Raw genomic sequence first — 24615 nt, 5'->3', positions numbered from 1 at the left:
AATCGCGGCGAACCGCCGCTTGGAATCAAACCTCGGTTTGAATCAATTCCAGCCTTCCCCCCCCCCGCGGAACGAATACCGGGGTGAATCGGCAATCACCGGATTCCCCACCAGCCGCCGAGATGCCCCGGCGGCCTGTTTCACTTGGCACGCAGGCCAACCGGCTACTTTCTGCCGATGGCTTCCAGGTACTTGCTCAGTTCGTCGCGAACCTTCGGGAACAGCAGGAACAGCCCAATCATGTTGGGAAAGACCATCGCAAAGATCATCGCGTCCGAGAAATCGATGACAGACCCTAGCGAAACCGCCGCTCCGATCACCACCACCACGCAGAACAGCAATTTGTAGGACAAGTCCGCTGCCAAGCTGCGTCCAAACAGATACTTCCACGACTGCAGACCGTAGTAAGACCAGGAAATCATGGTCGAAAACGCGAACAGAATGATCGCGATCGTCAGCAAGTAGCGAAAACCGGGCAACACGCTGTCAAACGCGGCCGAGGTCAAATCCACCCCACCCAAACGAGCACCGTCGATCAGCACCATGCTGGACTCGACCTGCCCCCACTCGAACGAATTGTCTGCGTTGAACAAAACGATCACGATCGCGGTCATCGTGCAAATCACGACCGTGTCAATGAACGGCTCCAGCAACGCCACAATGCCCTCGGAGGCGGGAAAACGCGTCTTCACGGCGGAGTGAGCGATGGCAGCCGAACCGGCCCCGGCTTCGTTCGAAAATGCCGCCCGACGGAACCCTTGGACCATCACGCCCAGCAATCCGCCAAAGCCAGCCTCCAGCGAAAACGCACCGGAAATGACTTGCCCGATCGCCCAGGGCACGTCCTGAATGTGCATCAAGATGATCCCGAGTGCCGCGATCACGTACATCAACGCCATCAATGGCACGACCTTCTCGGTGACCTTCGCGATTCGCTTGATGCCGCCGATGATCACAATCGCGACCAAGACTGCCATCACCAAACCGATGATCGTTCCGGAGGACCCAGTGTCGGGCAAATTCAGCAAGGATTTGATCTGCTGAGCCGCTTGGTTGGACTGAAACGCGTTGCCTCCGCCAAACGATCCACCCACACAGAAAATGGCGAACAACACGCCCATCACTTTTCCGAGTGGTGCCAGCCCGAGTTCAGCGAGCCCCTTTTTCAGGTAATACATGGGTCCGCCATGGACCACACCATTGGCATCCACGTCGCGGTATTTCACACCCAAGGTGCATTCAACAAACTTGGTCGACATGCCCAGCAAACCGCAGACGACCATCCAGAAAGTCGCCCCGGGACCTCCGGTGGCAACCGCGACGGCCACACCCGCGATGTTCCCCAGGCCAACCGTTCCCGAAACCGCGGTCGCCAGAGCCTGGAAGTGCGAAACCTCGCCTTCACCCTCGTCACGGATGGTGTCGACCAAGTCACCATCCACCTCCATGACCTCAACCCCCGTGGGGATCGTCTGGCCTTGTTTTTCAATCTCGTCAAACTTCCCGCTGACCACCTCGATCGCCAACGGAAACAACCGCAGGTTGATGAACCCAAACACGATCGTGAAGAACAACGCTCCGCCGACCAGCAAGATCAAAACCCATGGCAGGGGACCCACGCCCGGCAATTCCACACTGTAAAAAACAATGTCGCCCCAGGTGTCGGCGATCGGCTTGAACCATTCATCGACCTGCTGGTCCAGCCCCAACGCCGGTTCAGCGACCGACTCCTCCACCACCTCCTCCGAGGTCACTTCTTCTTGCGCGAATGCAGCCGCTCCCCCCACCCCGAACAGGGCAACAATTAAAGTGGCGATTCTTAGCAAGCTGAAACGAGCGAGCTTTGACAACAACATGAAGACTCCTGTACGAAGGACTGATTCGAACCAAACTGATGGGGAGATGGGCCATAGGATAGTGAATCCTTCGCAAACGCGTCGGGGGTTTGTCACCAGCGATGTGCCAAGAAACGCTCGAAAGCGGATGAACTCGCAAAAAAGTAGCCTTACGTGACAAAACTCTGCATTCTGAACGTCGTTGGATTGACCCCCAAACTGCTTCGCCACGCGCCCAACCTGGCCGCGATGGGAAATCACCGGCCCTGGACCAGCCCGGTTCCGGCCGTGACCTGCACCAGCCAAGCCACCATGCTGACCGGGCTCGCCCCGCGAGATCACGGAGTCGTTGGCAACGGCTGGCTGTACCGCGACACCCAAGAAATCCGCTTCTGGCAGCAAGCCCGGACGTTGATTGAAGGCGACGTTTTTTATGATCGCTACGAAACGGCCAAGATGTTTTGGTGGTTCAACCAATCCACCACCGCCCAGTACGGGGCCACGCCCAAACCTCACTATGGATGCGACGGCAGCAAGGTCTTTGACATCCTGGATTGGTCTGGCTGCAATCTCACGGAGAAACTTGGCCCCTTCCCGTTCTTCGGTTTCTGGGGCCCCGCCGCCGGCATCGCCTCAAGCGAATGGATTGCCCAAGCCACCGCACTTGTGATGCGAGAGAAGCAACCGCAACTGACGCTGTGCTACCTGCCTCACCTGGATTACGACTTCCAGCGGTTGCCCCACCATGATCCAGCCCGAGTTGCCGAGGTCGATGCGGCCGCGGCAAAGGTCATCGAGGCCGCCGGCGAAATCGGCGCCCAAGTGGTTGTCGTCAGTGAATACGGACTCGTTCCCGTCGACACCCCCGTCGGCATCAACCAAATCCTGCGTCGCAACGATTGGCTGAAAGTCCGCCGCGGCCCCTTCGGCGAAATCATGTTGCCTGGCGAAAGCGATGCCTTCGCCGTCGCTGATCACCAGTTGGCCCACGTCTACGTCCGCCGCCCCGAACTCATCCCCACCGTTCGCAGCACCCTGGAACAAACCCCCGGCATCGCCGCGGTCGTCTCCCCCGGCGACCTGCAACTGGATCATCCACGAAGCGGTGAACTGATCGCGTTGGCCGAACCGAACGCTTGGTTCACCTACTACTACTGGCTCGACAACGCGAACGCACCGGACTTTGCCAGAACCGTCGACATTCATCGCAAACCGGGCTACGACCCGTGCGAACTGTTCCTGACCAGCAAACTTCGCGCGGCAGCACGGTTGGCTCAAAAGAAAGCAGGGCTCCGCTACAAAATGGATGTGATCCCGCTCGATCCAACGCTGGTGCGTGGCAGCCACGGCGTCCTCCCCGCCGACCACAACGATGGCCCCCTGATCATCGGCCCCAGCGAGCTGCCGGAAACCATGCAGGGCTTTCCTCGCTACGTTGAGCAGCTCCTAGCTCCTCGTAGCGGAAGTCGTCAAGACTTTCGGCTTTCCCGCAACGAACGAAACTCTTGACGAGTTTCGCTACCCTAAAATCGAGTTAGCAAGCGTCGCTGGAAACACTCTCGGCGTCCTGCGACTCCCGCTTGGGGTCGTGCAGCGGGAAATACTCCTCGACCACCGAATGAAATTCTTCGGCCGAAGAAACCTTGGCGACATGAGTCCGGAAATAACGGGCCCCGTGCTTGCCTTGGGCATAACAACACGCGTATTTGCGCATCAGAACGGTTCCCTTCTCTTCGCCAAAGCGATCGACCACCAATTGGTAGTGCTTGAGCATCACGTCGCGCTGCTCCGGCAGAGTCGGTTCGGGCGGAATCGGTTCGCCCCGCAGCGCCGCCGCCGCTTGCGAAAACAACCACGGCCGGCCCAGGCACGCGCGGGCGATCATGACCGCATCGACGTCGTACAACTCAAACGCCGCCACCACCTTTTCAGCGCTGTCCAAATCGCCGTTCCCGATCAACGGGATGTTGCGGAGATGCGATTTAATTTCGCTGATCCGTTCCCAGTCCGCATTGCCACGGAACATGTCCGCCGCCGTCCGCCCATGAACGGTGAGCGCCGCCGCGCCCGCTTCTTCGACCACCCGTGCGATCTCGTTGCAGTTGATATTTTCGCGACTGCACCCCAAACGGATTTTCGCCGTCACGGGCGTCGGCGCACACACCTCCACCAATCGCGAAATGATCGCATGCATCCGACTCGGTTCCCGCAGCAGGTAGCTTCCGCTGTGAGCTTTTTCAGTCACCTGCCGAACCGGGCAACCGAAGTTGATGTCGACGACGCTGACGCGGTACTCCTCTGCCAACCGGCGACCGACCTTGGCCATGGTCTCGGGATCGTTGTCCCAAATCTGAACTGCCAGCGGCCGGGGTTCGTCGGCCACCCCCCACAATCGATCCGGATGTTCGGCTTCGTTTTCATCCAGCCAGACGAACCCTCGAGCGTTGACCATTTCCGTGGCCAACAGCCCGGCACCGCCGAATTGACGTACAATGTGGCGAAACGCAGCGTTGGTGAACCCAGCCATGGGCGCCTGCAGAATCGGTGGGTCGATGACCAAGTCACCAATCCGAAGCGGCGGCACGGTTCGCGTGGGGGCGGAAACGGGCGTGGCGTCTTTTTCAATCATTCGACGGTCGATTTTTGCGGCGGTTTGTTTTCACCTCAGTTTATCGTCGCCTTGCATCATTGGCGAATCGCCCGTTCATGAATCCAAAGCCTTTTCGCGTCGGCCTGGTCGCTTGGCACGCCCTGCCAGCCATTGTCCCCCCCGCAGCGGCTCACCGAAACGTGGCGGAAACAAGCGATGGCCGGATCGCGACGCAATCCGCCCCCACACGCTTTGGTGAGACATTCGGCGGACTCGAAACCGCGATGTGGACACTGGCACGGCACCTCGCCCACCAAGCAGACATCGAGCCAATCTGCTTTCTAGAAACTGACCGCCCGAGAAATGATTCCATTCCTTGGCCCTCGGAAGTCCAAGGGGTCAAGCTCGACATCAGCGTCAATCGTTTTCGAGCGATTCGCCACGCGGTGGGAGATTGCATCGACACGGAATCCAAACGCATCCAGCGTTTCTCCCCTCACTTGCTCTGGCAATTGCCGCTTCTGGCCGTGACGCGTCCTTTTCGATCCCGCGATCCCATCGACAGCCAACCGGACCCCCGCTTGGTCGGCAAATCAATCGATGTCTGGATCTCATTTGGAGTCAGCTCTTCCAGTTCGCGAGTGGTGGCAACCGCAACCCTGGAACAAACGCCGAGCTTCGTTTGCGTCCGCTCCAACGCAGGCTTGGAAGACGGGCTGGCAACTGACACGGAATACCGCAATGAATGCGGCGAATCCTCTTCCGCACGTCGATTTGCCTTGCTGCAATCAGACCATGTGGTCTGCCAAAGCCAATGGCAAGTGGATCGGTTGAAGCAACTGTTCGATCGAGACGGGTTGCTCTCTCGCAATCCAATCCATCGCGAAGATTGGCAACCCCCGTTCCCGATGCCGGCGCCGGAACCGTTCACCCAACCGTTCGACGTTCTTTGGATCGGCCGCTACGACGACTTCCACAAACGCCCCTTGCTGATGCTAGAAGCTGCCAAAAAGCTTCCAAATCTGTCGTTCAAGATGATCGCCAATCCGTTCGACCCCGACATCGAATCTCGCGTTCGTCAAGAAGCTCCCGAGAACGTCGAGCTGATTGACCGGGTTCCGTTTGCCCAGATGCCGGCCGTGTTCGCGGCGGCCAAGTTGTTCGTGTCGACCGGAAGTCGAGAACATGAGGGATTCCCAAACGTCCTGCTGCAAGCGGCCGCCTCCCACACTCCCATCGTGTCGCTTTCCGACCACGACGATTTCCTCGTTCGATCAGGCGCTGGAGTGGCCTGCGACGAGTCCATGGAAACGTTCACGCAAAGCATCGAAGAGCCATTTCGACGCGACGCGACTGACTGGTCACGCGTGGATGAATACCTGGATCGTTTCCACGACGCTGGCGGTCGAGCCGCCGAATTCGCGAATTGGATCCGTCGTTCGATTTCCTCCCCGACGGATTGCTCTCACTGAGCCACGAAAACGTGTTTGGGATTCACCGTCAGGTACCATTCCATCCAGGCTCGCTCCGCTTTGCGAAGCTCAACCTCGGTCGGTTTGTCGGGCATTTCAAAGCCCTCAAATTTACGGCTGATGAATCGCAATCCATCTCTCGCATAACGACGCACCGAAAGATCGGGATCGCTGAGTGCATAGATGAGCGCCGGGACCACCCGCATGTCATCGCTCTTGCCTAGCAAACGAGCTGCGACGCGGCGGGCTTGGTAGGACTGACTGCCTCGAACCAGCCGTTCCAATCGATCCAGTTGAGCACGCAAATCTTTGGGATCCGTCGCCAACTGCATGTCCTCAGGCAAGGACTTTCCCTCCAGTGCTTCGTTGCCGTCATCTTCGAGTGCCGACAACAAATCCAACACCGACGCACCGACAGGCTCCCCTTTGATCTGCGAACCTTCCCGCCGAATCTTCGTCGTGTCCTTTGGAAGTGATCGCCCACCTCCCAATGTCCCCGAACTGGCTTTCACGATGGCCCGTTTGGTGCTTCGGATCAGAAACAAAACCGAGAACGCGGTGCTGACGGAACTGGTCGTATAGGAACCGCCAGGCCAACTTGGTCCTTTGCGAACTTCCTTCAGGTACTCGACGCCGCTGTTGTACCAAGCAGGACTGGGATTGATTTCCGACTCAAATGCCATCTCTCGAAAGCTTTCGTATCGCTCCAGCGTGTACAGCTGATAGTAGGGCCAGATGCTTCGCTTCACGCCCGGGTCAGCGGAATTTTTGCCCAGATAACCTTCACAAGCTTGAATCGCTGCCACGACAGGTTCTTTCGGCATCTTGGGCCGTTCCACCTTTTTCAGGCTCTGCCCTTCTTTGAATTCTTTCACGGCTTTGGGCAATCCGACCAGTGCGGAAGCTTCCCCGCCCAAACTCTCACCCCACATCCGGAGGATGTCGGTCCCGATCAGCAGAGCGCTTCCTCCGGCCACAGCCATCGAGGGAGTGACACCACCTTGCTTGACCCGATTGTTCCCTCCCGGGTCAATTCCCTGGTAGGGCCATCCACCACCTGGGTCTTGGACGCGAAGCAACCAACCAACCGTTCGGCCGACGCCTTTGTAATCGATCTGGATTCCCGCTCGATCCAGGGTCCAAAGCGCCAGCATGGCATACTGCGTTTGGGAAACGTCCCCCGTTTTCTCGCCCACGTAACCGTAGGCACCGTTGCGGTATTGAGCGTTTCGGAAGTAGCGATCGATCTGTTTGAGTTCCGACTTGTATTTTTCTGCGTCCACTTCAGCGAGCAACAGCGTCGCCGCAGCAACGGCATACACCGTTTTGCTGCTGTGCCCGCCGGGGTCAGGAGCCCCAAGCTTCGAAACCAAGGTCCGCGACGAAGAAATACCTTGCTGAACCACCGGATCGGTCGGGTCGTGATTGACCTTCATCGCCGCATACCCCGTCAACGCATGTTCGCCGAATCCACCCGTGAAAGCGGTCGTCAACGCGTAAAACGTCTTCTGGCGTGCGTTCGTTCGCAGGGATTGGACACCGCCATCGACCAGGGCCTGGATTTCAGGATCCTCGGGCGTGTACCCATGCGCAGCGCCACAGAATGAGAGCAAACCACCTAGCGACACCAAGCATGCGACACACAACGTGGCAATAGAACCGGTCTCTCGTTTTCGCATTTGGTCTTCGGTGGGTACCATGAGGTTCCTTCGGACAGAAAAGTCTCTTCGACAAGGCCAAAACGCGACTCGTTTTGACGGCCGCACTATCCTAGCACGACAGCGGATCGATTGAAAAGAAAAGTGCCCCCTCGACCAGGCAAGGAATCAAGCGGATTCGCACGCCTTCTACCAGGCAAAATCTGGCGTTTGCTTGGTCGATGCTTGGTTCCCAACACCCTGCATCACCACCTCCAGTGGCGGGCCGACCGCCTGGGCCAGAAACTCTCGCTCGGGGAGAAAATCCGATTGCGATTTCGGCTTTTGATCGAGCCCCAGCCTCTGACATGGCTCACCTGGCATGAGCTGACTCACCCGGTGGCGATTCGCATCGGAACGTCGGACGAATACGTCTTTGAGCAGATTTTCTTTGATCTGGAGTACAAAATCGACGTTCCCACGCCGAACACGCTCCTCGATGCGGGTGCCAACATCGGCCTGGCGTCCGTCTGGTTCGCGAACCAATTCCCCAAAGCAAACATCGTTGCGATCGAACCCGACCCTTCCAACTTTCGCGTGTTGGAACAAAACGCAGCGGCCTATCCACAAATCCATTGTCTGCAGGTTGGTTTGTGGCATCGAAATGCGATGCTGGAACGAATCTCCGAGGACGCGCAGCCATGGGCATACCGGTATCAAGAAACCGCCCCAGTCGCTGAGACAGATTCATCCGCGATCGAATCGGTTGGGTTGGACGAGGTCGTGAACCAGTACTTCGACGGGAAAATCGACCTTCTCAAAATGGACATCGAAGGCGCAGAAAAAGAGGTCTTGGCCGTCGGCGGGCAGTGGGCTGATCGAGTGCAGACTGCCATGATCGAGTGCCATGATCGCTGGGTCCCCGGTTGCGAAAAGGCAATGGCCGAACGCTTCCCACCCGACGAATTTGACGCCCGACAAAATGGCGAGAACACCGTGTTCGTTCGCCAAGTGAAATCCCATCCCCCCGCAGACTCAGGGAACCAAACGTTCTCATGAGTTCGAGTGAACCGCCACCACGACGATCCTGGCCTCGTCGCACATTGAACCGTTTGGAAGTCGACCGCGCCACGTTCTACGCCGTCGCGACTCGTTACTGGCAGTTTCTTTCCGGCCCGATCACCCTTTGGCTGGTGGTCAAATACTTCTCGCCGGAGATGCAGGGGTTCTACGTGACCTTCTGGTCCGTGATCGGACTGCAGATGTTCTTTGAACTGGCGTTCCCACAAACGATCGTCACGATGACGAGTCACCTCTGGAGCAAGCTTGATCTCGATGAAGATCGACGGTTGATTGGCGACGAGGATTCGATCTCGCGATTGACGCATCTGATGCGCATCTCGACCGCCATGCAGGTTGGACTCGCCGTCTCCTTTGGATTGCTGGCAGGTCTCTTTGGGCTGTGGTTCTTTGCCGACGACGTGGCAGCGGACCAATTGGTTTGGCGTGCACCCTGGTTGACGTTGGTTGGCCTGTCTTCCTGCGCCTTCGCGCTGATCCCGTTTCTCGCGGTGTTGGAAGGATGCGACCAAGTCCGCGAGATTCACAAGCTCAACCTGGTACGAGGCATCGCGGGCAGCCTCGCCGTTTGGATCGCCATTCCGCTGGGGGCGGCTCTTTGGATCCCGGCGTTGGCAACCGCCGTTCGTTTGATTTGTGAACTCGGCTGGTTGCTTGGCAGGTACCCAAGATTCTTTGCGACGTTTGCCCGCCGCCCCACAGGTGCATCCATCGCTTGGCGAAAAGAAATCTGGCCCTTTCAGTCCAAACTCATGCTGAAAGGTCTTTTCAATTACTTCAATGCCGATGTCATGCTCCCGGTGTTGTTCCGATACCAAGATTCAGTGGTGGCGGGTCAATTCGGATTGACCTGGAACATCCTGCAGTCGCTGCGTGGTGCGTGCTCCTCGTGGGTCCGGACTCGCACACCTCGGTTTGGTGTCTTGATCGCCGAGCGGAACTACCAAGAACTGGACCGGATCTACTTCCGAGTGGGCAAAGTCGCCGCGACTCTGATGGCGTTGCTTGGCGCCTGCTTTTTGAGCGGCGTGATCGGGCTGGATCTGATTGACTTTCGATATGCGCATCGTTTCTTGCCGGCCTTGCCGACCGCATTGTTGATCATCGGACTGTGGGCTGCATTGATCATCGAATTCCAATGGATTTACCTGCACGCTCATGGAAAATCACCGTACCTTGCGATCAGCTTGGCTGGCTGCATCACGAGCGGTTTGGTGATTTGGGGGATGGGAATTCAGTTTGGAGCCGTCGGCGTCAGTGCGGCCTTCCTACTGATGCACGCGATCGTTTACCTGCCGCTTTCCACCCTGGGTTGGATCCATCTGCGCCGAGATTGGCATCGCAATGAATGAATCCAACTCACCTTCGCCACCCAAAATTTCAGTTCTGCTACCGGTCTTCAATGCGAAGAAGACTGTGGGCGAAACGATTGACAGCATTTTGGGTCAGACCGAAGCCAACTTTGAGTTCCTCATCCTCGATGATGGATCGACCGACGGATCTTGCGACGTTGCACTTCAAGCCGCCCAGAACGACAGTCGAGTGCAACTGATCCGGCAGAGCAACGCGGGCATGGCGGTCTCACTGAACCGCTTGATCGACCAATCACGTGGACAATACTTGGCCCGAATTGACGCTGACGATGTTGCCGAACCCACTCGATTCGCAACGCAGGTCGCTTACCTCGACGCTCATCCCGATTGCGTGTTGGTTGGTTCCGCCGTTTTAAACATCGACGGCGAAGGTGATCCCTATGGTGTGACCATCCTGCCCGCCGATCACGACGCGATTGAGACAAGGTTGCTTTCGGGTGCCGGTGGCGTCATGCATCCGTCCACCATGCTTCGTCGTGAGGCAGTCATCCAGACCGGCGGCTTCGCTTTGAATTACCCCGTCGCGGAAGACCAAGATCTCTGGCTACGCCTCGCTCGAATCGGCCGCCTTGCGAACCTGCCTGAACCGCTCACCCGTTACCGAGTTCACCCTCAAAACATGTCGTTTGTTCGGCAGACCGACGGAGCGGATGCACTGGACCGGCTGCTCGCGAAAGCTCATGCAGATCGTGGGTTGCCGTACACCCCGTCCACCAATCAAGCGTCCGCGGAGACAGTGTGCTCAGCCTGGGACCGGCAACGCACCTGGGCCTGGACGGCGGTTCAAGAAGGCTACCTGTTGACCGCCCGCAAACACGCTCGACGTCTGACACGTCAAAGGCCCCTGGACGCGCGCGCGTGGAAACTTTTGGCTGCTTCTCACTTCCCTCGATTGTTCGCATTGCTTCGATCTAAATCGAGCTAACCCCTTGCGAATGTCTCCCCAACCAACACCTCCAGACGACGCTCGCTTACTTTGGCAACAATTGCTGTGGGCGACCTTCATTGGGTGCGCCGTGCTGGCGACAACAAGTGGGCATCGATTTGTTGTTCCGAGCGAGACAGACGCCTCCATGTCGGGGCTTTTCATCGCGGCATGGCGAGTCTTTCAAGCTTTTGCTCCGGTCGCATTTCTGCTGTATCTCGGTCGTTGGAAGTTGTCGTGGCATCGATGGATCTTGGCCTCGATGACATTGTGGTGGGTGTGGGTCTTGGCTGACCTGTTGGTCTTTCATTGGATTGGAATCCGTTTGATTTCCACCGATGCATGGAATCTGTTTTCCACGCGAGTGTCAAGTCTGGTGCCTTATGTCACCCTTGGAATGCTGCTTCGATTGACATTCTCGATTGCCGGATTGTTTGCGATTGGATGGACCTGCCACTGGTCGGTGCATTCCTTGGCTCGAACCTTCACGACCCGAAATTGGCAACTGAGCATTCGTGGAGCAACCTATGCGTGGACGCTTGGTGTCCTGATGACGGCGATCCCAGGATTGGTCACTTGGTCGTCGACTCAAAACAGCATGACAAGCGCCCCCTCACGCCATGCCTTGGGAGTCACCGGTTGGTTCGATGACCCTGGTGCTGATGCGCGGACGAACGAACAACAGGTCATCCCAGTTCCTTTGTTCACAGCAGCGGATGTCACGCGACGCACCCGCCTGTTTCGCTTCAATGTGGTGCAAGAAACCCGACCGCTGCCGCCCGACATCCTGCTCGTCGTGGTCGAATCGCTGCGACCCGAACTGGTTCATCCGTCGGTCATGCCCAACATTCATTCGCGAGCCACGCAGGGACTGTGGATGCACCGCCATCATTCCGGTGGCAACGCCAGTTCTCTGGGGCTGTTTTCTTTGGTCAACGGCCTGGATGCGATCTGGTTCTATCTCGCGGACGTTCGTTTCTCTCCCGCAATGAATCGTTTGTTTGAGCAAGCGGGTTACGAACTGGGATTCTTCGGCGGCGCCGAAGACTGGAACGCCTTTCAAATGGATGCGTTCCTCCATTCGGATGTCTACGACACCTTCAAGGTTGAACCGCGGGACGGTTTGGCCTCGGAGCAACGTGCCATTGAGTCAGCTCAGATGTTTCTGTCTGACACTGGAATGCCAGAGGGCGAACGACACTCGCCTCGTCTCGCGGTGCTGTACCTCTACGCCACACACGCACCGTTCCTGGTTGACTCCCAACACGTGCGAGACCTCCCTTCGGCGGGCACGGACTATCCCTTGCCGTTTGGCCCCGATTCGCGAACAGCGGTTTGGAATCGCTATCGAAACTCAGCCAGAACGCTGGATGCCATGATTGCCCCGTTGTTGCAAGATCCAAACCGACTCGTTGCGATCGTGGGCGACCACGGCGAATCCTTTCTCGATGACGGAACCATCGGCCACGGAACTCGTCTCTCATCCGCACAAGTTCGAACTCCCGCCATCGTTTTCGGGCCAGACGTCGTCCAGCGAGAAATTCGCTTCAACACCAGTCACGCGGATCTGTTGCCCACACTGATCTCCCTCGCCGGAATTCGGGTCAGCGATCCCGATTCCTTCGATGGTGTTGATCTGTCAGCGGAATCTCCTCGTCCCCGAATCCTCGCCATCGCGGACTACTTGAGACCGCAAGCATTGCTGATTGACTCAACGATGATCGATTCCGAGATTTTCGGGTTGCAGTGCGAACTGGCCCTGCGGCCGCCTGAGGTTCAAATTCTGGGGCTGAAGGATGCGCGAGGACATTCACTCGCCTCGCCGAGTCGCTTTCCATCGTCACGCGTCCTCCATGACTATCTCCAGCAGGCGTTTGGCGAGTCCAGGCAATAGACGACCGTTGTGTGACCCACAAACGATCGGGCCGCTGCGTCACACACATCTCAAACTGGCATATCTTCCCCGCTCCACCCAAGCCGCTTATCTTCTCCATTCGTCGTGTGATGTCACACACAGCTTGCAGGCCCCCCCAGAAAAGCAGTGACGATGAGATTCCCCAGTCGCAAACCACGGACAGATTCCCGTTCCACCATTGGAATGCACCGAGGCCGGCGTCGATTGTTGTTGGAATCCCTTGAAAATCGGCGGTTGTTGGCGGTGGCGTCTGACTTGGTGACGATCCAGGGGCAGGTCACGGACAGCTTCCTTGGGGGCAACTTTGAAGACGTCGCCTTGGATCTGTTCCGCGATGATGGCGATGGGGTGTTCGAACCCGACACGGACGACGTCGAAGTCAACATGGCCATGGCAGATCCCAGTGGGAACTACCAATTCACGGGCGTGACCGCGGGTTCCTACTTTGTCTTCCAGCCCGCTCAGACCGTCAACGGTCGCTCGCTGCAGCAGCAAACTTCGCCGTTGATCACGGTGACCACCACGCAAGTGGCCGGGCAATCTTTCCAAACCATCGACTCCTTCCAAACCACTCAAAGCGTGGAAGACACGGTCACCGATGGGACTCCGGTCACGTCCACGCAAGCCGCGGCCGAAGCCATCGGCGGCTCACGTGATTTGTTGGTCGACAAAACCCAAGGTGGCACAGGCGACATTGGCACAGTGGCCATTGGCGTCAACCAAGCCGTCTCCCCGAACTTGCTCAGCTTCGATGCCAACGGGTTCGCCGACGGAAGCCGCTTGGTCATCTGGGACGGGGCCGGGGACGACGCTGCAACCGTCGACGACGACGGCTTGGGTGCCATCGATCTCACCAGCGGTGGTTCCGCGACGGGCCTGCGATTTGTCATCGGCTCGGTGACCAGTGGCACGGCGCTGATCCGACTTTACAGCGACGATGGCATCGCGGGCAGTCGAACCCTGGTCAGCCAAGCCACGCTGACCATTCCCGCCCTGCCAACGCAGCCCACTTCGGTGGAGTACATCCCGTTCACCGACTTCCAAACCATCAGCGGAAGTGGCGCCGACCTGACCCAAATCGGTGCGATCGAACTCGAAGTCAGTGGCGGCCCCGACTACGACGCGATCGCCGACCTGCTCGGCACCGTCGGCCCCACCATCATCGTCCAGAACATCGACAACGCTGGCGAAGCGGACTTGGAATTGACCAAGACCCTGATCACCACGGAACCCACGTTGAACGAGAACGTCGTGTTCGATGTGGTGGTCACCAACAACGGCCCCGATCCCGCAACGGGCATCGTTGTGACGGACCGCATCCCCGCGGGAATCATCAACACCACCGGAACAACCTCCACAGGAACCTTCACGCCCGGCACGGGACTTTGGACCATCCCAAGTCTCGCCGTCGGCGCGACGGCCACGCTGCGACTGACCGGGCAACTGGACAGCCTGGATCCGCAAACCAACGTGGCGGAAATCACAGCGGCCGAACAACTCGACGCGGACAGTCCCCGCGACAACAACGTGCTGGCTGACGACGATCAAGACGCCGCGACCGTGACCGCGACGCGAGTTGATTTGCAGTTATCCAAAGCGGTTTCCGATAGCCAACCCAACGTCGACGACGAGATCACGTTCACGCTGACGTTGCAAAACTCATCGCTCGACACGGCCACCGACGCGACGCTCAGCACCGCCACAGGGATTGTGGTGGAAGACCGCTTGCCCGCGGGATTGACGCTGGTTGGCAACACGCCCAGCGCCGGCACTTCGTTCAACACGTCAACGAACCGTTGGTCGATCTCATCGCTCGACGTCGGCGGACTGGCAACATTGGAACTGGTCGCTCGCGTTGACCAAGCCGGTGACTTCACCAACGTGGCGGAAGTCCTGGCGGTCACCCAAACGGATCGCGACAGCACTCCAGGCAATGACTTGATCGATGAAGATGACCAGGATGAAGTCCTCCTCCAAACTCCGGTCGCCGACCTTTCGCTGACGAAGACCGTCTCCAACGAAACACCTACGGTCGGCGAGAACGTCACCTTCACAATCACGGTCGACAACGAGGGTCCCAACGACGCAACGGGGGTTCAAGTTCAAGATCGCCTGCCAGCCGGATTGACTTACGTCAGCGATGTGACCTCGTCTGGAACTTACGATTCAGACACGGGACTTTGGACGGTCGGCGATGTGACCGCTCCCAACCCAGGCAACCCAATCCCGGCCATGCCAACTCTGCAGATCATCGCACGTGTCGACAGTCTCGGGATCAAGACCAACTCGGCCACCATCACGGCGTCAGACCAGAGCGACCCTGACAGCACTCCTGGTGCAGGTGCTTCCACCGAGGACGACACCGACTCGGCGACACTGACCCCCAATGCGATCGACTTGCAATTGACCAAGACGGTCACACCGGCCCGCCCAGAGCCCGGCGACACAATCACCTACACGATCACGTTGTCCAACGCCGAAACCAGCGTTGCGATTCCGATCACAACAGCGACCAACATCCAAGTCACCGACCTGCTTCCAAGCGGACTGATTTTCCAGGACGCCCAAGTCACCGACGGCACTCATGTCGACGCCACGGGAACATGGACGGTCGATTCGCTGGCGGCCGGAGCAAGCGAGACGTTGACCCTGACCGCGATTTTAGATCCCGGTCGCAGCGATCTGTTCGCGTCCATCACCAACACGGCCGAGATCACGCAGGCGGCCCAGTTCGATCCTGACAGCACGCCTGACAACCAAGACGCGACCGAAGACGATCAAGCGTCCAGCGCCGTCACTCCCGCACAAGCCGATTTGTCACTCACCAAATCAGTCGACAACACCAACGCTGACGTTGGCGAAAACGTGACCTTCACGATCACAGCTCGCCACGACAGCGGAGATCCCTCGGGGCAGTTCATCGTCCTGGACTCGCTGCCTGCCGGGCTGCAATACGTCGAATCCACCGCCTCCATCGGCACCTACGACGAGAACACCGGTCGCTGGACGGTCCCCGAGCTGGACGCTGACTCCGGAACCGCCGCCCCGTCGTTTGCCACCCTCGAAATCGTCGCCACAACGCTTTCCCGGGGCACACTGACGAACACTGCGGAAATCATCCAAGCCACACTTCCGGATCCAGACAGCACCCCGGGCAACGGATTGATCGACGAAGACGACCAAGCCGCAGTGAGCCTACAAGCCGAACAAATCGATTTAGAACTGTTCAAAACCGTCGACAATCTCACACCACGCTTGGGCGAAGCCATTCAGTACGAAATCGTCATTCGCAACGAGGGCTTGGACACCGCCACCGGAGTCATCGTCGAAGAGAACTTGCCGATCGGCCTGACGTTCATCGATGCCACACCGACAACGGGCAGCTTCAACTCATCCAACGGTCGTTGGACAGTCGGCGAATTGGCCCCCTCCGGAACGGCGACGCTGATCGTCAACGCTCGCGTCAACAACAATGTCACGTCGGACTCACCGACGATCACCAACCGCACCGAAGTCATTGCGGCGGGGCAGATCGATTCGGACAGCACGCCGGACAACAACGAACCGGCCGAAGACGACCAAGCCAGCGTGACCGCTCGCGTCGAGTTCATTGATCTGTCGTTGGAAAAGACCGTCGACAACCCGTCCCCCAACGTCGGCGACCGCGTTGCCTTCACGATCACGTTGACCAATGATGGCGAGACCGCCACCACGCGAGACACAGCAACCAACATCGTGGTCCGCGACTTGCTTCCCGCGGGAATGACTTACGAATCCAATTCTCTCAGCGACGGCACCTACGATTCCGACACGGGCGAGTGGACCATCGACTCCTTGGCCGATGACGCGACTGCGACGTTGACCCTGTTTGCAATCGTCGACCAAGTTGGAACACAAACCAACACCGCTGAGGTCGCTTCCGTCGATCAAGACGACATCGATTCCACGCCCGACAACAACGTCGCGGCGGAAGACGACCAAGCCAGTGCGAGCATCACCACGCCGGTCATCGATCTCTCGCTCACACAGACCGCTTCCCCCGAACGTCCCGCCATCAACGGCGAAGTCACCTTCACGCTGACGCTTCGCAACGATGGGCCCGACGATGCCACCGGAATCGTCGTTCGCGACTCGCTTCCCGATGGATACACCTTCACATCCTCGTCGCCCGCCGGTGCATTCAATGCAGCGACCGGACTTTGGACGATTGGTGATTTGGCATCCGGCGAAGAAACCACGCTGGAGCTGACTGGCACCATCGGCGACGTGGAAACACTCGAAAACCGAGCCGAAGTGATCGCTGCCGAGCAAGCCGACCAAGACAGCGTTCCTGACAGTGGATTGGATGACGGCGAAGACGACACCGCCACCGCCATGGTGACCCTTGCGAGCGCCGACCTTTCGCTGACCAAGACCGTCGACAATGCCTCGCCCAACTTTGGCGACGCGGTCACCTTCACGATCACCGTTCGCAACAGCGGCCCCGACCCAGCGACCGGAATTCGCGTCCGTGACTTCTTGCCCGCCGGAATGGACCTCACCGACCAAACCACTTCCGACGGCACCTACTCGCCGGTCACCGAGATTTGGATGATCGATGAGCTCACATCTGGTCAAACCGCCACGCTGACACTGACCGCAAACGTCGACTCCGAATCGTTGCAAACCAACGTGGCGGAGATCATGGCCAGCGACCAACGCGACCCAGACAGCACGCCGGGCAATGGCGACGTCGATCCAGCCGAGGACGACCGAGCCTCGGTGGACGTCCAAGCCCAGCTGATCGATCTGGCGCTCAGCAAGACGGTGGACGGCACCCGTTTCGACTTGGACGACCCGGTCGAATTTGAATTGACCGTTTCGAACACGGGACCAACGACAGCCACCAATGTCGAAGTCGCCGACTCATTGCCCGCCGGGCTGATCTTTGTCTCTTCGTCGACCGCCAACGGAGGCTACAACCCTCAGTCGGGCACTTGGTCGATCCCGAGCATCCCCAGCAACGAATCGGTCACGCTGACGCTGAACGCATCGGTCAATCGAGACGCGATCACGGACGACCTCCTTCGTGACGGCATCACCAACTTTGCCGAAGTCGCCTCGGCCGACCAACCTGATCGCAACAGCGTGTTTGGAAACGGCGACGTCAACGAAGACGATGCCGACTCCGCGATCCTGATGATCGCACGTGCGGACCTGTCGTTGACCAAGTCCGTCGACATCTCGGATCCCAATCGCGGCGACACAGTCCAGTACTTGGTGACCATCACCAACGCCAACAACGATCCTGCGACCAACGTCGTGATCCGGGACATTTTGCCCGGTTCGCTGAACTTCCAAGACGCGACGCCAACCCAAGGCACCTTCAACGCTGGAACAGGTCTTTGGACCTTGACTCGCTTGGAACCCAATCAATCCGCGACGTTGCAAATCAACGCCATCGTTGAGCAGTCTGGATCGGTGACCAACGTGGCCGAAATCATCCAGTCGGATCAAATCGACCCGGACAGCATTCCAGGCAACGCGAGTGCCGACGAAGATGACCTGGCTTCGGTCCAGATCACACCTCAAGTGGTCGACGTCAGCGTCACCGCGACGGTGGACAACTTGGAACCCGAAGTCGATGACATCATCACGATCACCTTGACCGCCGCCAATGCCGACGGTGTTTCGGATGCCACCGGCGTCGTCATCGAATCCTTGTTGCCCGATGGGTTGACGTTGGTACCACCGGTCTCACCGCAGCAAGGCACCTATGATCCCGCGACGGGCCTGTGGAACATCGGCCCCTTGGCGTCCGGTGCAAGCGTCCAGTTGGTCCTGACCGCACGCGTCGACACTCGCGGGTTGAAAACATTGAACGCCGAGGTCACGCAAACCGACCAGTTCGACGTCGACAGTGTGCCTGGCAATGGCGATCCAGACGAGGACGACCAAGTCGCTCTTGAGATCCGAGCCCCACGTGTCCTATCCAAGCGGCTGTTTTTGTCTCGCTGAGACGATCCCACATCCGCTGCATGACGAGCACCCGCCGCCGCAGCCACCGGCGTCGGCGGTGCCGCACCCCGGTCCGCAACCGGTTTGCATCAAATCACTCAGCTCGATGCTCTTGACTTCGGCTTCGTAGCGGCGAACGATCGCATCGGTCAGCTCGCGGCCTAGGGCATCCGGTTCCCCCAAGAAGTGCATCACCAGCGTCCCGCCGTCGAACAATTGATCGACGTCCAACAAAACCGCTGACGATTCGCTTTCCGCCAAAATCGCTTGGCATTCGCGAACCGCGCGAACCTTGTGCCGCTGCAAACGCTCGATCAGAAGATCATCGTTGTGTGTGGTCGGCCGGAGGATTTCCAGGGTGGTGGGTGTGCCGTCATCGTCGCAAACCGACAATGCTTCGGCCAATTCCACCCCGCGGGGTGTTCGCACCAACACTCGCCGGCCACGTTCGATCCGTCGCTGGGCACGAGCCAGGTAGATTTCTCCCGCGAAGCCGATTCGAACATGGTGCGTTATCATGTCGATCAGTCTAGCCGTCCGACACGACGTCGTCGTCCCCAACTCGCTCTTCACCCACCCCGCCCGCAGGAAGCCTCTTGAGTCACCGCCGCATTCTTCACGCCGCCGACATTCATCTGGACAGCCCCCTGCAGAAGCTTGACGCCTACGAAGACGCTCCCGTCGACGAAATTCGTGAGGCATCCCGGCGAGCACTCGAGAACATGACCCAGTTGGCGATCGACGAACAAGTCGACTTGGTCGTCATCGCAGGCGACCTCTACGACGGCGATTGGCCCGACCAAAACACCGGTCTGTTTTTTGTCAAACAAGCCAGCCGATTGGTTCAAGAAGGCATCCACGTTGCCGTCATTCGAGGCAACCACGACGCCGCCAACAAAATGACGTCGAACCTGCCGCTGCCAAAGAACCCTGACGGCTCCGATATTCTGCTCAGCGAAAAGAAAGTCGACCAACGTGTGCTCGAAGACCTCGGCATCGTGATCCACGGCCGATCCTATGCCAAACGAGCCGAAACCGGCGACATGGCCGCCGAATACCCCGCACCGATCGGCGGCATGTTCAACCTCGGCATCTTGCACACCGGACTGTCAGGCCTGGACGGTCACGATCCGTATGCCCCCTGTTCCCCGCAGCAACTCGCCGACAAGGGCTACGACTACTGGGCCCTCGGCCACATTCACTTGCGCGGCGAGCACCAAATCGAAGGCACCGCCCCGGTGGTCTTCAGTGGCAACATTCAAGGCCGACACATTCGCGAATCGGGACCGAAAGGTTGCCTCCTCGTCGACCTTGACGCTCGCAATCAAACTGAGCGTCGGTTCATGCCGCTCGATGTCGTCCGATTTGAAACCTTTGACGCCAATGCAAGTCAATGGTCGCACACCGATGAATTGATGGACGCCTATGAAGCCTGGATGAACGACCAACTGGAACAGGCCGAGAATCGGTTGCTGGTCACCCGAGTCATCTTGTCCGGCCAATCATCGCTGCATCACCAATGGATGCGTGAACAATCCAATTTGGAAGCGTCGCTGCGAGCCACTTCGGTCACCCATGGCCACGGACAAGTCTGGTTGGAACGGTTGAAGATCAAAACCTCGGCCGAGGTCGATCACTCGCCCGCGGAACAACACGATACGAATCAGGAGGGCCCGCTGCACAGCATTCTCTCCGTCGTCGAAGAATTGAAATCCGGCGGAGGCGACTCGGATTGGATGGCCAGCGAGATCACCCCATTACTGAAAAAACTGCCGACCGAATTCAGTGGCGACCAAGCCCCCATTCGCTTGGACAACCCTGAAGAATGTCACGAATGGATCGAAGCAGCAACCACGGAATTGCTCGCACGACTGCAAGGAGGCAAACGATGATCATTGAACGCTTGGACCTGATCGCCTTTGGGCACATCACCAACCGCAGCCTCGACCTTTCGGCAGGCCCGAACCGATTCCATTTGGTGGTCGGTCCCAACGAATCCGGTAAATCGACCAGCCTGCGTGCCATCTCGTCTTGGTTGTTTGGCATGGCCACCCGCGCCGACGATGCCTTCCTGCATCCCGCCGCGAAACTACGCGTCGGTGGGCGACTGACCACGCTGTCCAGCGATGGATCCGCCCCCGAAAGAGTCCTCGAGTGCATCCGGCGTCGCGGTCGCAAAAACACCTTGCGAGGTGCCGACGACCAAGCCGAGATCGCCGAGTCCGAATTGGCTCAAATGCTAGGCGGCGTCGATGAAGCCACCTTCCGTTCACGCTTTGGTTTGTCGCACGAAGAATTGCTGCTCGGCGGTGAACAAATTCTGCGAGGCGAAGGCGAACTCGGCGAAATCTTGTTCTCAGCGGGTGCCGGCATCGGACGCCTGCGAGAGATCTATGAACAACTCGACTCCGAAGCCAGCGAACGCTTCAAACGCACCGGCAAAACACCCACGATCAACCACAGCCTGCAACAACTCGACGAAATGCGTCGCCGACTGCGTGAGGCACAAGTCCCACCGGCCGAATTCGCGGACCTGCAAAAACAACTGGCCGAAAAAGAAGCCCAGATTCAAAGCTGGCAAGAAGAGTCCCAATCGCTCGTCCAACAAATGGGCCGCTTGCAATCGACCGAACAAGCCCTGCCATTGATCCCACGCTGGAAAGCGGCGACGCAAGAATTGGCCAGCGTGCAAGACGCCCCCATGCTGTCCGATGACTTTTCTGACCGCCGACGGGAATGGGAACAAGAGCAGAAATCGACCACCCGCCTGCTACAAAATCTACAACAAAACCATGCTGAACTCACTCAGCAACGGAAGCAACTCGGACACGACGAATCCATCGGGCTCTTCGAGAGCGAAATCCTGGCCCTGTACCGAGACCTCCCCAGCCGAGAAAAAGCCGAGGGAGAAAAAGAAACCTTGCAACAAGCGTTGGCAAGCCTTGAACAAGAGATGCGATCGCAACTCCATGACCTCGCCTTCGGGGAATCCCCGCTTCCAGCGGTGCACGCAACAACCGATGACAATCAGGATGCGTTGACTCAACAAGTTGACTCACTGCAAATCAGTGAATCGCAACGATCCAAGATTCAACGTTTGGCTGGCGAATACGAGAAGTTGGTCCAACAATGCGACGATGCCTCGGACCAACTCGACAAAGCCAAGCGTGAACTCACGATGGCCGAAGACGTGTTGGCAGAATCCAACGTGCCAACGCAGTTTCAACTGCTCGACCGCACGCTCGAAGAAATGGGCGCCCCGGAGCGTTGGATTGAATCCGCGAGGCGAGAACAAACGCAAGTCGACAAACTCGCTCGCGAATGCCAAACGATCCATCGCCGATTGAAGTTGGAGACGTCCAGCGATGACGCCGCAATTCAGTCCGCCGTCGAACTGTCACCGCCGACCCAGTCGCAATTGACCGAACAAACGCAAGCTCTCGAACGGGCTGGCAAAGAAGTCATGCTGGGCCAGCAACGAGCCAAGGAATTGCAACAATCACTTGCCAACGCGGAAGAAAAACTGGCGTCCCTCAAGGCTGACGCGGGAGATCTGCCGACGCCCGAAGATCTTCGCGACGCCCGCCAGCATCGCGACGAGATCCTCGCTGGCATGAAGCAAAACGCGGACTCGTTTTCCCCCGATCAATGGTCAGCGAACCTCGCCGCAGCCGAACTGGCGATCCATCGGGCTGATTCCATCTCGGATATCTTCCAGTCGCAACACGAATCGATCTACCGACGGCAAGCCGCCCAGAACAACTTGGATCAACTGCGGCGTCAGTCAACCGAGCACGACCTCGCGATCGCTGACGCTCAAGCTTCCCTGACGCAGGCTCAAGAAAACTGGCAATCCATTTGGCATGCCGCGGGCATCCCAGCCAGCGATCCCGATGCGATGCGAACCTGGATGTCGGATCATCAAAAACTAATCGAGCAATTCGCGGAACTGCAAACCGCAATCGGCGAACGGGACCAGTCTCACGCTCAACTGCGACAAGCCATTGCGAGGCTGCAACAAGCCCTGGAAATCCCCGAATCCGACACCTCATCCGAGGATTCTCTGGAACCAACCTGCACCACGCTTTCGCGTCTGCATGACTTGGCGTTGACCCAACGCGCCGAGCAGGCTCAACAACTCAAACTTCGCGAACAACGCGAGCACAAACGCAACGACTGCCGAACCGAAATCCCCGGCCTGGAATCCAATCTGCAGCGCCGACAGACCGCCTTGGACGACTGGAATCAACAATGGGATGAACTCACTGCGTCTCTCAATCTGAGTTCCAAACCGGCCCCGCAAGACGCCTTGTCGATGATGGACTCGATCACGCAGTTGATCGGTCAAAAGAAACAACGGGACGACATCTCACTTCGAATCGCAGCCATCCGCCAAGAATCCGAGACCTTTGTCCGACGCGCCATACGCTTGCGAGATTCCTTGACGGCGCAGGACGTTGACTCCACCTCCCCGACTGATTCCGCAGGCGACGCAGTCGGTTTGACCGAACTCGCCGAGACCATCAATTTGGCACACGAACGCCTGCAACGCGAACAACGCGCCCGCAGCGCTCGGGACGAAGTTCAACAACAACTCCGCCAACGCGAACAGGAACTCGCGGACGCAAACGAGCAACTGGAACGACTCACGATCACGCAGCAACAACTCTGCGACGAAGCCCATTGCACTGCTCCTGAAGAACTGGGCGAAGTGGAAGCACGCAGCCGTCGCCGCGTGATCGCGGAATCCAAAGTCGCTGACCTGCAAGCCCAACTGGATCACTGGGCGAGCGGGCAGGATCGCGAATCGTTCGTCGAATCCTTGCGTGACCAGCAGCCCGCCATGATCGCGGAAGAACTCAAACAATTGACCGAGAAGAAACGTGAGCTGGACGAAAGACTCTCGGTGTCGCAAAAAGAACTCTGGAGCCTGACTGAAAAGCTGAAGGCCATCGATGGAAGCGGTGAGGCGTCCAAGCTCTCCCAACAAATGCAGTTCTCACTCGGCAAACTGCAACGGGAATCAGAAGAGTACATCCGCCTGCGTTTGGCCGCGGCGATCTTGCAGCGAGCCATGGAACACTACCGCAACCAAAACCAAGAACCCGTGCTGCGTGAGGCAGAATCCTTTTTCGCGACGCTCACCTGCGACGAGTATCAGGCCTTGCGAGTCGATTACGGCGACAGCGACAAACCATCGCTGTTCGGCGTTCGAGATGGGATCGATGTGCCGGCCAATCGCATGAGCACCGGCACCGCGGACGCGCTGTATCTGGCGCTGCGTTTGGCGTCGTTGAAACATCAATTGGCCCACGCCAATGCGATCCCACTGATCATTGACGATTGCTTGATCCAGCTCGACGACCGCCGGGCTGCGGCGGCACTCAAGGTCTTCTCAGAACTCTCCACCACCACCCAAGTCATCTTGTTCACCCACCACGATCACTTGGTCGACTTGGCGTCCGAGACGCTTCCCGTTGATGGGTACCACGTGCATCGTCTGGGCGAAACCAGCCCGCATGCGTCCACTCCACCCGTCAAACAATCCGAGTCCGCCCCCAAACCAAAGAAGAAACCGACTCGCAAAAAGACGGCCCCCCAACCAACGCCCAAGAAGTCCGACGAAAGCCTTTCGCCGCCTGACACGCTCTTCGACGTCTTCTCGCAATGAGCAATGAGCGATCTCGGGGCTCCCACCCCGAGCTATCAATGTAGGCACCTCCGGAGCCGTCCATGCAAATTCGCCCCGGACGGGGCCGTCATCGCTAGCTCGGGGTGGAGTCATCCCAAC

At 58.4% G+C, this 24615-nt stretch carries 13 protein-coding genes; 9 read left to right on the top strand and 4 right to left on the bottom strand.

The window, feature by feature from the left end; translation table 11 throughout:
• Positions 1–164: 164 nt before the first annotated feature.
• On the bottom strand, positions 165–1856 hold the full coding sequence (locus tag RISK_RS23300) for an alanine/glycine:cation symporter family protein (protein WP_047816650.1): 1692 nt from the start codon (positions 1854–1856) through the stop codon (positions 165–167).
• 153 nt (positions 1857–2009) lie between these two features.
• Between RISK_RS23300 and RISK_RS23295 the strand changes: the two genes are divergently transcribed.
• A complete protein-coding gene (locus tag RISK_RS23295; protein WP_047816649.1) occupies positions 2010–3344 on the top strand; it encodes a nucleotide pyrophosphatase/phosphodiesterase family protein in 1335 nt (444 codons plus the stop codon).
• Between the two features lie 25 nt (positions 3345–3369).
• On the opposite strand, the gene dusB is transcribed toward RISK_RS23295, so the two are convergent.
• Positions 3370–4464, bottom strand: a complete 1095-nt coding sequence (gene dusB, locus RISK_RS23290) for a tRNA dihydrouridine synthase DusB (RefSeq protein ID WP_047816648.1) — start codon at positions 4462–4464, stop codon at positions 3370–3372.
• A 77-nt stretch (positions 4465–4541) separates the two neighbouring features.
• Here dusB and RISK_RS23285 point away from each other — a divergent pair, with 77 nt between their 5' ends.
• Positions 4542–5897 carry a glycosyltransferase family 4 protein gene (locus RISK_RS23285; RefSeq protein ID WP_236696604.1) on the top strand — a complete coding sequence of 452 codons (1356 nt, stop codon included), beginning with the start codon at positions 4542–4544 and terminating at the stop codon, positions 5895–5897.
• Here the strand turns inward: RISK_RS23285 and RISK_RS23280 are convergent.
• Entirely contained in the window at positions 5891–7597 is a 1707-nt protein-coding gene (locus tag RISK_RS23280) for a hypothetical protein (protein WP_047816646.1), read from the bottom strand. The genes RISK_RS23285 and RISK_RS23280 overlap by 7 nt on opposite strands.
• Positions 7598–7699: 102 nt before the next feature.
• Here RISK_RS23280 and RISK_RS23275 point away from each other — a divergent pair, with 102 nt between their 5' ends.
• The 5 genes from RISK_RS23275 (at position 7700) to RISK_RS23255 (ending at position 18824) form a co-directional block, all read left to right on the top strand.
• Complete coding sequence (locus tag RISK_RS23275) at positions 7700–8593, top strand: FkbM family methyltransferase (RefSeq protein WP_236696603.1); 894 nt, start codon at positions 7700–7702, stop codon at positions 8591–8593.
• A complete protein-coding gene (locus RISK_RS23270) occupies positions 8590–9966 on the top strand; it encodes a lipopolysaccharide biosynthesis protein (RefSeq protein ID WP_047816645.1) in 1377 nt (458 codons plus the stop codon). The genes RISK_RS23275 and RISK_RS23270 overlap by 4 nt, the downstream gene beginning before the upstream one ends.
• Entirely contained in the window at positions 9959–10912 is a 954-nt protein-coding gene (locus tag RISK_RS23265; RefSeq protein WP_047816644.1) for a glycosyltransferase family 2 protein, read from the top strand. Before RISK_RS23270 ends, RISK_RS23265 begins: the two co-directional genes overlap by 8 nt.
• Positions 10913–10922: 10 nt before the next feature.
• Positions 10923–12806 (top strand): sulfatase-like hydrolase/transferase, encoded by a 1884-nt coding sequence (locus RISK_RS23260; protein ID WP_047816643.1) that lies wholly within the window; start codon positions 10923–10925, stop codon positions 12804–12806.
• A 153-nt stretch (positions 12807–12959) separates the two neighbouring features.
• Entirely contained in the window at positions 12960–18824 is a 5865-nt protein-coding gene (locus RISK_RS23255) for a DUF11 domain-containing protein (protein WP_236696602.1), read from the top strand.
• Here RISK_RS23255 and RISK_RS23250 read toward each other — a convergent pair.
• Positions 18795–19343, bottom strand: coding sequence for a hypothetical protein (locus tag RISK_RS23250; RefSeq protein ID WP_047816642.1), 549 nt, complete (start codon positions 19341–19343; stop codon positions 18795–18797). The two genes, RISK_RS23255 and RISK_RS23250, sit on opposite strands and share 30 nt — an antisense overlap.
• Positions 19344–19420: 77 nt before the next feature.
• On the opposite strand from RISK_RS23250, the gene RISK_RS23245 reads away from it, so the two are divergent.
• Complete coding sequence (locus RISK_RS23245) at positions 19421–20716, top strand: metallophosphoesterase family protein (protein ID WP_047816641.1); 1296 nt, start codon at positions 19421–19423, stop codon at positions 20714–20716.
• On the top strand, positions 20713–24495 hold the full coding sequence (locus RISK_RS23240) for a YhaN family protein (RefSeq protein ID WP_047816758.1): 3783 nt from the start codon (positions 20713–20715) through the stop codon (positions 24493–24495). The genes RISK_RS23245 and RISK_RS23240 overlap by 4 nt, the downstream gene beginning before the upstream one ends.
• The last annotated feature ends 120 nt before the right edge of the window (positions 24496–24615 follow it).

This window comes from Rhodopirellula islandica, from assembly GCF_001027925.1.
Lineage (GTDB): Bacteria > Planctomycetota > Planctomycetia > Pirellulales > Pirellulaceae > Rhodopirellula > Rhodopirellula islandica.
The sequence above is the reverse complement of the archived record's forward strand: the minus strand, read 5'-3'. Positions and strand labels throughout refer to the sequence as shown.